Genomic DNA, 13533 nt, shown 5'->3' on the forward strand with positions numbered 1-13533 from the left:
TGATGTAGATTTGTGCGATCGGTTGTAGAGTGGGAGCTTATTTCACCCACACTGTTTTTATGTTAACAAATTCGTGCATTCCTTGGATGCTCAATTCGCGTCCGTAACCGGAGCGTTTGATGCCGCCGAAGGGCAATCTGGGGTCGGATTTTACTAAACCGTTGATGAATACCGCGCCGGCCTCTAGTTCGGAAATAAATCGATCGCTCTCTGAGTTTACTGTAGTCCAAGCTGACGCACCCAAGCCAAAAGATGTGCTATTTGCGAGGGCGATCGCCTCATCGATGCCTGCAACTCGGAATACTAAAGCTACGGGCCCGAAAAATTCTTCTTGACGGGCAGAGGCATTCGGCGGAATATCTGCCAGAATAGTTGGCAAGTAGAAATTGCCGGTCTTTTCTGACAATGGGCGGCCACCTGTCAGAAGTTTTGCTCCCGATTGGACGCAAGTTTGCACTTGATTGTCCAAGTCTTTGAGGATTGCGGGAGTAGCTAAAGGCCCGATATCGGTTTCTGGCAACATCGGATCGCCTACTTTTAATTGCTCGAATTTTTCGACAAATCCTGTGATGAATTCGTCGGCAATCTCTTCTGCTACAATAAAGCGTTTGGCGGCGATGCAAGATTGACCGTTATTAAGCATCCGGGATGTCACAGCAGTTGATAAAGCTGCTGCTAAATCGGCGCTGGACATCACAATATATGGGTCGCTTCCTCCCAATTCCAGCACTACTTTTTTCAAATTTTTGCCCGCATTTGCTGCCAAACTTTCACCCGCTGGTTCGCTACCGGTGAGAGTTGCTGCTTTTATACGATCGTCCGCAACGATATCGGCTACCTTGTCCGAACCCACTAACAAAGTTTGAAAAACTCCTTCGGGAAAGCCAGCAAGCGTAAAAATTTCTTCGATTTTCAAAGCGCACTGAGGCACGTTGGAAGCGTGTTTGAGCAAGCCGACATTGCCCGCCATCAGTGCTGGCGCCGCAAACCGAAAAACTTGCCAAAATGGGAAATTCCAGGGCATAACGGCTAAAATAGCGCCCAGCGGTTGGTAGCGGACAAAGCTGCTGCTAGCGTCAGTGGTTGCCGGTACGTCGGCCATAAATTGAGCGGCATTTTTGGCGTAATACCGACAAACTAAGGCGCATTTTTCCACTTCGCCGATCGCAGATTTGAGCGTTTTACCCATTTCCAGGGTCATCATTTCAGCGTAAATTTCGCGATCGCGCTCCAAGATGTCTGCCACTTTCTGCATCCACAGGGCTCGCTGCTCAAAAGGCAGGTAGCGGTATTTGTTAAAAGCTTGCTGTGCTAATTCCAGCTTAGCTTCTATTACCTCATCCGCGATCGGCTCGAAAGTTTTCAGCGTTTCTCCCGTTGCCGGGTTGATAGTAGCAATAGCCATTGTTTCATCTCCTGTGTGAAAAACACAAAACTCCCTTCTAGTTTTCAAGCTAGGCGGGGAGTTGTATCAAGGTATTACAAAAATGGGATTTACAGCCACGTTTTCAGGTCTTGTCAATTTGCAAGTGCCGCGATTTTTTTAAATTGCTAGATTTTAATTATAGTGCAGATTATCGAGCGCAAATCTTAAGAAAATTCCACTCTTAAACTGATGTTTGGCGAGAAAAACCTTGGCAGAAGGGCGATCGGAGCTTGCTGCTGCAATCGGCATCACCTGACACGCATCAAGCACATCGAGTCTGCAAGCCCTCCGAAAATATTGTTCTGTTCGGCTACACAATAAGGGAGCGATCGCAAAGAGCGCGATCGAATATTTTGCAGGCGACATACGATCGATTACTGTCTTAGAAGGACGCGGAGGGCGGTTGAGCGCCAATTTAAATTACCAGAACTGGTTGCAGAAGTCATCAAACTACTAGCAGCAGCAAAAGTGGCAACAGACCCTTGGATGGGATTGTTTGCTAAGCGGTCTGAGCTAATTTGTGAGATACTGGCAGAAGCTTTGAGAAATCCGGCCGCACCTCACCAAGGTCTTGACCATCGTATTCCAGATCGGGGATCTTGGTAGCGAGAGGTTGCTGCTTGGGAAGAACAGCAAAATTGAGAATAAATATGAAAAGTCGAATTTTAGTTCTAGCTGCTTTAGTCGCCTCCCTTGGGTTAGCGCTACCCAGCAAGGCCACCAGCATCAACGAACAAAGCAACGAACAGAGTGTAGAAACAAAGCTGTTAGCTCAGTCGAGTTGGGTTTCAGTTAAACCTGGAGAGTATTTTCAATTCGAGATGCCGGGGACACCCCAAGACTCGGCACCGGGACAGCCTAGAGTCAGACAGCGCAGATTCGAGTGGAAAGATAGCAATTCTCTTTTTCGAGTTACTTATATAGATTACGGCGTCGGTAGCATTCCCGAGAATAATTTCGATCGAGAGGTGTCCAACATTCTACAGTCATTGAACAAAACTTACTTATTAGATCGGGGACAAAATATGCCGCTGGACGAGTACCCCGGACGAGAATTCCGGGAGGCTTCACCAAAAGGAGTGTTCGTTCTCAGGTTGTACGCTAAAACAAACGTACTTTATATACTTCGGGCTGAATCTAGCGAGGAGAATGCGAATCGGTTTGTCAATTCATTCAAGTTTTGTCAGTGGAGTCATTGCGGTAACGTGCCTTAAATCAATTTGTACCCCTGTCTTTCCTGAAGCGAGCCGTATTGAGGTGCGTCTCTTGCGGATGTAAGCGATCGCTACTTCAGGCGAATCAATGTACTACTCTCCTCTGGGAATCGCCTGCAGTTCCGAGCGGAGAGACTCATTTTATTTCAATGCTATTTTAGCTATTTCCGGGCCGATCGCTGGTGCTACTTTTAAGGCTAATGCTCCTAATTATATCATAATAATTTTAAATATTTCTGCTCGATCGTAAACTCTTCCATTTAATACCGTTTACTTTTGTATTTGACTGATTAAAACCGCAGAGACGCAGAGAACGCAGAGGAAGAAAAGAGAGGGATTGGATATAATTACCAAAGATTCGGGTAGCCAACCCGAAGATCAACTACCCGAATCTAAGGCTATTCCCCTACCTCAAACAGACTGTTCCTGGACGTAATCCTGCACGTAAGACTGATAGTAATACCTGCTGCCTTTATCGTTATTCGCCACCATTCCCAACAGCGGAATACCCGCCATTTTCAAATCTTCAAAAGCCAACAACAGCGCCTCCCGCTCAGTTTGATGCAGCCCTACTACCAGCATCAATCCGTTAGTGTGAGCCGCCAACAAATTCGCATCCGCCAAACCCAAAAGCGGTGGAGTATCGTAAATTACTAAATCAAAATGACTTGACAAAGCTGCCATTAAATGAGTCATTTTTCGGGAAGAAAGCACCTTTGTGGGATCGAGAGGAACCGGGCCGGAAGTTAACACAAACAAATTTTCATCACGGGGCGATCGCAAAATCACCTGTTGCACATCCACATCCTCAGCAATCACATTGTGCAAGCCTTGCCAATTCGGTAAACCCAGCATTTCGTGTACCTGCGGGCGCCGCAAATCCCCATCCACCAACAGCACTTGCTGGCCCATTGCAGCCGCCGCCCGCGCCAGATTTACTGCTACCGTAGACTTGCCGTCACCTACTTGACAAGAAGTAATTACGCAAGAATTAATCGGAGTATCAACGTTTAGTAAGCGAATATTCGCATTGAGCGATCGAAAAGCTTCTTGAAAAGCATCCGTCGGCATCGGCGAAATTGCCACATCCACCGGGCTTGTCTCAGCAGGAGGAAGTCTCAAAATTTTATCGCTAGCAGGAATTACCCCCAACAAAGGCAGGCGAATCGACTGTTTGACATCCTCTGGAGTTTGGAACACCGTTTTATTTTTAAACCGTTCCGCCAACTGCGCCGCCAGCATACCGAACAGCAAACCAGCCAATCCCCCGAAAGCCAAATTCAAAGGCATAATCGGAGCAACAGCCCTCAACTCGCCATTTTTGTAACGTGGAATTTCCGGCTTAGCAATAACTTCCCAAGCCACCTCTTTTTTGCCCACAGCTTCAAGCTGCAAAGCTTGCTGTTTTGCCAGCAAACCATTCAGCGTATTGTTAGTTAAATCCAACTCGCGCTGCAAATCGGAATAGCGCCGCAAAATCACCGGGAATTTTTGAGAGTATTGATTCAACTGCTTAGCAGCTTGTTCCAAAACTTGATTCCGCACGCCCAGCACCTGAATTAAATTAGCAGTACCGATAAACTGCTCGATTAACTTAATCCGCACCGGATCTTGAAAAGCCAGCACTTGTGAATTTACCTTACCTAAATCAGTTCCCAGAACCTGTTGGGCTTCTTTCTTCAACAAAGGAATCAGGTTCTTGCGCTGTTCTCGCAACAATTGCATTTGCGGAGTTTCGTCTGTAAACGTAGCCGAGTTAATCGCAATTTGCCCTTCTAATTGTTGCAATTGAGTCAGCATCCCTTGATAGCGGGGAGCTTGACTCAGAGCCGATGCCATCAGCGCTTGCTGCTGGTTCAGTCCGAGCTGATTTTGCAGATTGGAATAGAGCAATCTCTGCTGATTGAGCTGCGCTTGCGCTTCCAATCTTTGCGTTTGAAGTTCACTGATTTGCTGCGCGAGTTGTTGCGTTTGAATTTGCGGGTCAATGAAATTGTACTGCTGCCGCAATTTTTGAATTTCTGTTTGCAGAGCTTGTTGGCGTTTTTGCTGATTGGGAATTTTCGATTTCACAAAATCCAGAGTCTGACTAATTTGAGTTGTGGTATCTTGCACGCTGTAGTTGCGGTAGCCTAGCGCAACTTTTTCCAAAACAAACTGAATTTTTTTCGGATCATAATCCCGATATCTAACTTCGATAATCTTGGTATTTTTGAAGCGATTAATTGACAACCTAGTTTCCTGAGAAAATGGCAAATTCTCTGCTTTTTGGTTGAAGAGGTAGTTGTAATTTATTTCGGGATACTTAGCCTGCAACTGTTTAATAATCGGCGACATTACTTGCGGGCTTTGCAAAACTTGAATTTGGGATTCGTAGTCAAAACCGGCATTTTCTGTCGTCGCAGGACCCGCTGGTTGCAATTTCAGCTCACCGGAGTATATTTTTGCTAAAGTATTTTGCGTAACTGCTGGTTCTACTAATAATTGAAAGCGCCCTTCGTACTCGCTTTTTTGATTTAGTGTCCAGGCGAAAACTCCGGTAGTCACTGCGGCTGCTACGCCGATGACTAAGATGGAGCGACTGCGGCAAACTTCCCAAAAACTTAACTCTTCTGCCTCGGTTTTGTTTCTGCCTAAAAATTGATCTTCTTCATAAAGCCCTGAAGACATTTTTTGCAGATCAGCGGTTTTTTTATGATTAAAAAGTGCTACTGGAGATTGTTTCCCTGGTTTCATTTGATTTCTACAACTTATTAGTTTAAACGTCTGTATTGGTGGCGGAGTTTCAGGAAATCGGTTGATTCCTAGATTACCAAACCGCATTTTTTTTATAAAGCGGGTTTCTGAGGTCTTAATGCCAGTCTATTCAAATCACCGAAAAATATCGAACAACCGAAATATTCCTAACAGCGGGCTGAGAGGAGCGAGAGTCCCGCCTACATTATCAGAGAACGTAGCGCGACCCGATCGCCTTACCATAATTACATCATTATTTTGCAGTTTGGGATTAGTTTCTTCATTGGCAGTTGCGGAAAAATCAACCTTAACATTTAGCTGCGAAACGGTGCCGTTAGGATTGAGGCGAATTAAATTCACCGAATCCATTTCTGCCCGCGCTTTATTAAAACCTCCCGCTGCTACCAGCGCTTGATTTAAAGTAGTGTTGGGCAGCACCGCAATCGCTCCGGGTTTCACGACTTCTCCCACAATGTTCACCCTAATCGTATCCGGTGAAAAATTAGAATTAGCAACTTGTTCGTCTTGGGTTTCATCAAGGTTTTCGGCTTTGGGAACGATTACCGTATCTCCCTGTTGCAGTGCTAAATCTTGGGATACATCTCCCCCTTCCAAAAGTTGCCACAAATTCACATTAATAATTTGTTCTGTACCCGCCCGTGTCAGGCGGCGAACTTGTATTTGTCTGATATCAGCTACCGGCGTAATGCCGCCCGCCATTTTAATTGCCCTCGTTACAGTTTGCTGCAAAACAGTTTCCCCGCCGTTGGTTTCGCTGGCAGCAAACAAACCAGAATTTTCACCCATTTCATTCTCTTGTACCCTACTTTGAGCCTCTTTTGCCAAAGTATAAGTACCGGGGCGAGTTACTTCGCCCACCACAGCAATATTAATTGGTTGAGTGCTTTGTCCGGTAATGTTAGCTACTGCTAAAGTCGGTGCTTCTTGGCGGTTGAGGCTAGTTACAGTGGGAATAAATATAGTATCGCCGTCGCGCAAAGTCATATCGGCCCGCAAATCGCCGTTTTGCAATAATTCCCACAAATCCACACTAATAATTTGTTCCGGTGCGTTGCGCTGGGGGCGGCGGATTTTGATTTGCCGCACGTCTGCTGACTGGGTAATTCCGCCGGCCATTCGCAGAGCCCGCGATATCGTTGGCATTTGAGTTCCCATTTGCTCTGCTGTGCCTCCGGGGCCTGCTGCTGAGGATATTGTATAGGCTCCGGGGCGGTTGATTTCGCCCGCGATCGCAATTTGCAACGGACGTGCCGCTAGCAGTTTCAGGGTAATCCAAGGACGTTTGAGGTATTTGCCGTATTTGTCTTTAACAACATTAGAAGCTTGTTCTAGGGTCATCCCGTACACCGCAACGCTGCCAATCAACGGCAAATTCAGGGAACCGTCTGCCTGTACTTGGTGTTGACCGTTGGGGCCGCTGTATTCCGGGACGTTGAAGATGTCCATTTGAATACGATCGCCCGCGCCTAAAGTGTAAACTTCCGATCGTACACTTGAAGGTTCACTTGCCGGAAATCCTGGAAATCCGGGCGCTGCGGGTACTTGTACAGGAACAGGAGAACCCGCATCAGCAGGAGGAGGAGGAGGAGGCATAAACTGGGCCGCTGCAGGAGATGAACCCACCGCCGCGAGCACTGACACTGTTAAAAATTTGACCGTGAAACCTTTGACAGTATTGAATTTTGAATAGTTTTTGCTCGCCATCGCCTTTTGCCCCTATCCGCTTCCTACCCCGCCACCATCAAATGTAACCCAACTCTTCTAACTTGCTCAGAACTTTTTTAACACTCTCTTCCACACTTTCTCGCTCTGTGTAACAAATAATCTCAGGATTAAGCGGTTCTTCATAAGGATCGTCAATTCCCGTAAAACCCTTAATTTCTCCTGCTCTGGCCTTAGCGTATAGCCCCTTGACATCGCGACCTTCGCACACTTCTAACGGCGCTGTGACATATACTTCAACAAAATTGGGCTCCATTGCTCTAATTTCGTCGCGAATTGCTCTGTAGGGGCTAATAGCTGCTGTCATTGCCGCTACTCCATTGCGGCTCAGCAGGTGAGCTACAAATCCAATCCGCCGAATATTAGTATCTCGGTCTTCTTGGCTAAATCCCAAACCTTTTGACAAGTTGGTGCGAACGACATCTCCATCCAATATTTCAACTTTGCAACCTCTTGTCTTCAATTCGGGTTCGAGAGCTTTGGTGATAGTTGTCTTGCCGGAACCGCTCAGCCCGGTGAACCACAAAATAAAACCTTTTTCCATTTTCAGCCGTTAATTAGTAACTAGGAAATTATTAAGACGTAAAACTTTATAGATGCTGTTCCCTTTTTTCTATTATCGTTATTCGCGGTGTCATCTTGCCAATATTTGCGCGCCAAAAGTGAGAAATCAAAATTTGCGATCGCTCCTGCAGTCATTTAGTAACAAAATTGTGCGCTCGCTGCATACATAATTCCCGATTTATTATTTGTCAAGTCTTGACACAGTAAAATTCAATGCGCGATCGCCAACGCCGAACATCTATCCTCTGGATGCTTGTGGTCGCACCTTACATGATAAATGAGCCTCTTGCAATCTAAAATCTAAAATCTAAAATCTAAAATCCTATTCCCCATGTCCCCAACCTTAAAAGCAGATGTTTTGGTAGTCGGTGGCGGCACCGGCGGCACTGCAGCAGCCGTGCAAGCAGCCCGCCGAGGTGCCAAAACAATTTTAGTAAGCGAATTCCCCTGGCTGGGAGGAATGCTGACTGCCGCAGGCGTTGCTGCCCCCGATGGCAATGAATTAGCAGCTTTTCAAACCGGTTTGTGGGGCGCATTTTTGCGGGAACTCCAGCAGCGACAGCCGGGAGGTTTGGATTGGGGCTGGGTAAGTTTTTTTACTTACGATCCCCGCACCGGTGCTGAAATTTTCGCTGATTGGGTTAAATGTTTGCCGAACTTGCACTGGATTTCTGGACAAACTGCTCAAGATGTGCTTTATGAAGGAGATCGCATTTCTGGCGTCCGGTTTGCAGATTTTACGGTTTCCGCCAAAATCACTTTAGATGCAACGGAATTGGGAGATTTGCTGGCTTTAGCGGATGTTGGACACCGCTGGGGTTGGGAATTCCAAGCCGAGTGGGGAGAACCCAGCGCGCCGGCTGCCTCTAATGCTCTCACAGAGCGGTATTCGGTGCAAGCTCCGACTTGGGTGGCAATCATGCAGGATTTTGGCGAAGGTGCGGTTGCGCCAGAAATTCCCGCGCCGCCTATTGACAATCCCGATCGATTTACTGGTGCTTGGGACGGTTACACTCCAGAACAATTTCTCAATTACGGCAGGCTTCCGGGGGAATTGTTGATGATTAATTGGCCGATTCGAGGTAATGATTATGGTGAAGGAGTCGATCGACTAATTGCATCTGAAGCCTCTCGACAAGAATTCCTGCAAGAAAGTCTGTGGCACACTCAAAGTTTCGCCCGCTTCATTCAAACGCAACTCGGCCGCCGCTACGGCCTCGCACAGAATATTTTCCCCATTTCAACGATCGACAATCAACAAAATTCTTCCCTTCTTTCTTCCTTTGCCTTACATCCTTACTACCGAGAAAGTCGGCGCTTGCGAGGGATAAGTACAGTCACAGAACAAGATATTTTGCCTATTGTCGGTGGAAGAGTCGCGAAGTTGCCGATAAATTCTGAGGGCATTTGTGAAACAATTGCGATCGGCAACTATGCCAATGACCACCACTACACCAGTGGCGACATTCCTCTGCAGCCCAAATCGATCCGCTGGGGCGGCCGCTGGACGGGAACTCCGTTTACCATTCCTTACAGCGCGCTAATTCCTGCGAGTACAGACGGTTTGCTAGTCTGCGAAAAAAATATTTCCGTCTCTCACATCGCCAACGGTGCAACTCGCTTGCAACCGACGGTAATGAATATTGGACAGGCTGCCGGGATGGCGGCGGCTTTGTGCGCGGAAGCTGGATGTCAGCCGCGCGATTTGTCTGTCAGGGTGTTGCAGGAGGCTTTGCTGCAAGATGCTTCGGCTAGGGCGGCGGTTGTTCCTTTATTTAATTTGACACGGGAGCGATCGGACTGGCTGGATTGGCAACGCTATTATCTCGATCGACCTGAAGCATATCCCGCCAGCGGCGAATGTCAGCAGTCAGTAGAGACACAAAGCAGTCAAACAGCAAATACCCACAGCCAATTTTCTGGCATTTTCCGTCGCCTCGGCGAACAAGACTGGACACTAACGCTGACAAGCCCTGCATCCTTAGCCGGTCAAACTTGGCAACTCGTGACTTTGGACTCGGAAACCGACAGATTTTTACAGAATTGCGAAACCGAAAAGCCTCTGACAGTATGGGGCAGGCTGAATTCGGCAGGTGCTTGGCTGCTGTCGGAATCCGTAGAATTGAAGAGGTAAGGTTTTTTGCACAGATCCGAAAATTGCACAGATATCTATCCTGATAGATCAGGGCAAGTCCGTATCACGTAATAGACACTGACACGGATACTACCCATGCAAATCTACACTGCAATTGCTTTACTGAGCCTGTTGGGCATTACCTTGAGTGCCAGCGCCGCTCAAGCTTTTGAATCTGCATTCCCCATGCTCGAAACTGCCACCGCCCAATATATGTTGTCAGCCCAAACCCAACAAAAGGGCGAGCGTGGTCCTGAAAGGGGCAGTGGACGCAGGCAGTTTAGCGAGCCTAATGTTTACACTCATGCGCTACAAGATTTCTAATGCCACTGGACACAAGCGATGACCACAACTGAGTTGCTTCGGGCCGTTCATTTGATCACTCGATCGGATTTTCTGGGATTCTAGTTTTTCAGGTTAAGCAACAACTGCACTTTTTGTGGACAGTTCTGAGGAGATTCTTTTTTGTGTAAAAAATGGTAGCATATAAACCTTGAACCGCCATCTACCTAGAGATAGATTCTAGGATATGGCGGTTTTATATTGAAAACGCTTCTATTAAACAGGAATTACCCACAAGCCTCTGATCATCTGGGTTTTTCAATCGATATCCTTCGCTATCCACGCCTTATTATAGCTGATCAAACCGGGTTTCGGCATCCATGACTCTTCAAGAATTAGGGGCTCGGAGTCGCCTCAAATTCCTGGGAACGCAACAGTTATTTACCTTCTCCCCCCCACAGGTAGGGTTTAATTTTCAACCGCTGCACTATAATTAACTTGCGATAACTAACTTATATATAGGTAAACTGTCAGCGCAGAGGGTGCAGCAATCTACTTAAATTGGCCACCAATAAGAACCACTTATGCGGTGTGGATCGCCTTTAAGCCCATGCCCCTGTTACCTCAGGGAAATTAACTAACCTGAATATTAGGGTAGCTGGCAAGCTTTCCGGCGACAGTCGGCTATGCTTGATTCGGCGCTCTCGCAATAATTTAATGGAGGATGACAAAATGCCTCCTAATTTGGCTATTTCGGGGATAGTGATGAAAAATGACTCTTTGGATCTGGTCAAAAGCCTCAGCCCTAGTGCAATGGATCAGATCATGCTATATCTGGCGTTTAGCGCCATGAGAACCAGTGGGCACAGGCACGGGGCGTTTCTAGACGCGGCCGCAACGGCGGCTAAGTGTGCCATTTATATGACTTATATGGAGCAGGACAACAACCTGCGGATGACCGGACACTTGCATCACATTGAGCCTAAACGGGTGAAGGTGATTGTTGAAGAAGTCCGGGAAGCTCTGACTCAGGGAAAATTGCTGAAAATGTTGGGTTCGCAAGAACCTAGGTATTTGATTCAGTTTCCTTATGTCTGGTTGGAACAGTATGGTTGGATGCCGGGACGCCCTCGCATTCCGGGAAACAATTTGACTGTAGATGAAAAAAAATATCTCGAAGGCAAGATTCCTCCAAATCCGCCTGATGCTCAACTGATCAATTCTTTTCAGTTTATGGAGTTGATCGAGTTTCTGCACAGGCGATCGCAAGAAGATATGTCTCCAGAAAGGCGAATGCCTTTGAGCGAAGCTCTAGCAGAACACATTAAGCGGCGCTTGATCTATTCTGGGACTGTCACTCGCATTGATTCTCCTTGGGGAATGCCGTTTTATGCCCTCACCCGCGCTACTTACTCTCCGGCAGAGCAGGAAGAGCGGACATTTACTATGGTTGAGGATACGGCTAGATATTTCCGACTGATGAAGGATTGGGCGGAAAAACAACCGAAGGTGATGCGAATTATGGAGACTTTGGATATTCCGCCGGAACGGCTCGACCAAGCCCTGGAGGAATTAGATGAAATTATTCGCAATTGGGCCGATCGCTATCACAAGCGGGGCGAGCCGACGATGATTGTACAAATGGTGTTTGGGCCGCAAGACGACGCTTAGTTTGATTAGTTTGATTAGTTATTAATCATTAGTCATGAGTTGATTGCTTGAAACTAATCACTAATGATTAATAGCTAATAGCCCTGGACGGCGCAACCGGGTTTTTTCCAAAAATACTTTGTTATATCATGTCCGATCGAGTGACCGCGATTAAAAGGGCGGGTTTTTGAGATTGTCAATTATTGACAGATATTTTTCGTGCGGGGAGCCCCTAACGTATTAGGGTAATCGACCGGACATAATATTAATCGTTTGAATTATGCGTAAAAAACCAGGTTTATTGGGTCGCGAATGCGTCCAGGATTAACTAAGCTAAAAAAGCTCTCCAGGTCGCCGCTAAAATAATCGCTGCGATCGCTCCTATGAGTGTATTAAAAAAATTTACCACCTCGTTCGTCAGCCACTCAAACTTTGATTGCACGGTCGCGCCAATGACGCTCTCGATGTTCGTGGCAATAAACGCTGCAATAACACAAAAAACAATTCCTGTCAAGTCAATTAAACCGACGGCCCAACTTAAAAGCGCAATCAAAATTGAGCCGACAATACCCGCGATCGTTCCTTCCAAACTTACGGCCCCTTCCGTACCCCTAGGTACAGGCTGCAAGCTGGTAATCAAAAAAGTCCGCTTTCCGTAAGCTTTGCCGATTTCGCTGGCGCAGGTATCCGAAAGTTTGGTGCAAAAACTCGCCGCGTAACCCAGCAATAACAGGGAAATAGCATCTTGTAGGACAGGCATCTTGCCAGTCTCTCCTAAAATATTGCCAGTCTCTCCTAAAATAGATAATGCCAAAACTCCCAAAGCGCAAAGAGTAGCGGTTAAAGCAGAACCCCAGACATTTTCTGGGCCTCTGGCGCCTGAACGCTTTTCTGCTATGCCTTCTGCTTCTTTTTGGGCTTTGCCGATGCGGGTAACTCCCGATCCGACAAGAAAGTAAAACATCACCACAGCATAGCCTTGCCATCCCAAACAGCCCCAGATGAGGACGCCCAATACCCAGCCGTGAAATTGGCCAGCGGGAGTGAGCAATTTTTTAGGAGCAATGGTGGCGATCGCGAGTAAAACTGTATTTAGGGCGATCGCCACCAACCAAGGATTAGACCAAGATAAATAATTAAAGAACAATTCTGAATTCTGCATTTACTATCTCCATGAACCAAGTCTTATTTCATCTTGCCTTCCCCGTGACCGATATCGCCCAAACCAAAGCGTTCTATGTAGACGGGCTGGGCTGCGAACTAGGTCGCGAATCCCCGAATTCTGCGATTATGGGTTTGTGTGGCCATCAAATTGTCGCCCACGTCAGCCACGAACCTTTGACGCCTCAGCGAGGCATCTATCCCCGGCATTTTGGATTAATTTTTACTTCCGAAGCTGACTGGGAAGCGTTGCTAGAAAAAGCCCAGCAAAACAACTTAAATTTCTATCAAGAACCGAGACGGCGATTTGTCGGTTTGCCTACAGAACACCGTACTTTCTTCTTAGAAGACCCTTTCCACAATATACTTGAGTTCAAGTATTATTGTGAAGCTGAAGCAATTTTTGGTCGCAGCGAATACGCTGAAGTTGGCGATGCAGTTTGATATCTAGTCCGGTAGCGATTTGCCGCCTGTGGGGGCGGGTTTAGGAAATTGTTGGTTTTAGGCAATTACTGTAGGTGAAACCTGCCCCTACAAAATTTGACATTATATAGCAATCCTAAATCATTTGTGAATTTCTTACTCCCTCCCCTTGATAAGGGGAGGGTTGGGGTGGGGTAAAA

At 46.9% G+C, this 13533-nt stretch carries 11 protein-coding genes; 6 read left to right on the plus strand and 5 right to left on the minus strand.

What is annotated here, in order from left to right:
- Nucleotides 1-37: 37 nt before the first annotated feature.
- Nucleotides 38-1405 (minus strand): NAD-dependent succinate-semialdehyde dehydrogenase, encoded by a 1368-nt coding sequence (locus tag QUA43_RS14360; protein ID WP_333374765.1) that lies wholly within the window; start codon nt 1403-1405, stop codon nt 38-40.
- Between the two features lie 671 nt (nt 1406-2076).
- On the opposite strand from QUA43_RS14360, the gene QUA43_RS14365 reads away from it, so the two are divergent.
- Both QUA43_RS14365 and QUA43_RS14370 read left to right on the plus strand, forming a co-directional pair.
- Complete coding sequence (locus QUA43_RS14365; protein ID WP_333374766.1) at nt 2077-2640, plus strand: hypothetical protein; 564 nt, start codon at nt 2077-2079, stop codon at nt 2638-2640.
- 88 nt (nt 2641-2728) lie between these two features.
- Nucleotides 2729-2890 carry a hypothetical protein gene (locus QUA43_RS14370; RefSeq protein ID WP_333374768.1) on the plus strand — a complete coding sequence of 54 codons (162 nt, stop codon included), beginning with the start codon at nt 2729-2731 and terminating at the stop codon, nt 2888-2890.
- 161 nt (nt 2891-3051) lie between these two features.
- Here QUA43_RS14370 and QUA43_RS14375 read toward each other — a convergent pair whose 3' ends face one another.
- The 3 genes from QUA43_RS14375 to cysC form a co-directional block, all read right to left on the minus strand.
- A complete protein-coding gene (locus QUA43_RS14375; protein ID WP_333374769.1) occupies nt 3052-5376 on the minus strand; it encodes a polysaccharide biosynthesis tyrosine autokinase in 2325 nt (774 codons plus the stop codon).
- Between the two features lie 135 nt (nt 5377-5511).
- Nucleotides 5512-7101: an SLBB domain-containing protein gene (locus QUA43_RS14380; RefSeq protein ID WP_333374771.1), complete on the minus strand. Its 1590-nt coding sequence runs from the start codon at nt 7099-7101 to the stop codon at nt 5512-5514.
- 37 nt (nt 7102-7138) lie between these two features.
- On the minus strand, nt 7139-7663 hold the full coding sequence (cysC, locus tag QUA43_RS14385; RefSeq protein WP_333374772.1) for an adenylyl-sulfate kinase: 525 nt from the start codon (nt 7661-7663) through the stop codon (nt 7139-7141).
- Nucleotides 7664-8014: 351 nt separating this feature from the next.
- On the opposite strand from cysC, the gene QUA43_RS14390 reads away from it, so the two are divergent.
- The 3 genes from QUA43_RS14390 (at nt 8015) to hetR (ending at nt 11770) form a co-directional block, all read left to right on the plus strand.
- Nucleotides 8015-9817 (plus strand): FAD-dependent oxidoreductase, encoded by a 1803-nt coding sequence (locus QUA43_RS14390; protein ID WP_333374773.1) that lies wholly within the window; start codon nt 8015-8017, stop codon nt 9815-9817.
- A gap of 96 nt (nt 9818-9913) precedes the next feature.
- Complete coding sequence (gene patX, locus QUA43_RS14395; protein ID WP_333374775.1) at nt 9914-10141, plus strand: heterocyst-inhibiting protein PatX; 228 nt, start codon at nt 9914-9916, stop codon at nt 10139-10141.
- A gap of 723 nt (nt 10142-10864) precedes the next feature.
- Nucleotides 10865-11770: a heterocyst differentiation master regulator HetR gene (gene hetR / locus QUA43_RS14400; RefSeq protein WP_333374784.1), complete on the plus strand. Its 906-nt coding sequence runs from the start codon at nt 10865-10867 to the stop codon at nt 11768-11770.
- A 307-nt stretch (nt 11771-12077) separates the two neighbouring features.
- Here the strand turns inward: hetR and QUA43_RS14405 are convergent, their stop codons facing one another.
- Nucleotides 12078-12911 (minus strand): TIGR00297 family protein, encoded by an 834-nt coding sequence (locus tag QUA43_RS14405; RefSeq protein ID WP_333374776.1) that lies wholly within the window; start codon nt 12909-12911, stop codon nt 12078-12080.
- Between the two features lie 11 nt (nt 12912-12922).
- Between QUA43_RS14405 and QUA43_RS14410 the strand changes: the two genes are divergently transcribed.
- Nucleotides 12923-13354: a VOC family protein gene (locus QUA43_RS14410; protein WP_333374778.1), complete on the plus strand. Its 432-nt coding sequence runs from the start codon at nt 12923-12925 to the stop codon at nt 13352-13354.
- The last annotated feature ends 179 nt before the right edge of the window (nt 13355-13533 follow it).

Source organism: Microcoleus sp. N9_B4 (assembly GCF_036701635.1).
GTDB lineage: Bacteria > Cyanobacteriota > Cyanobacteriia > Cyanobacteriales > Microcoleaceae > Microcoleus.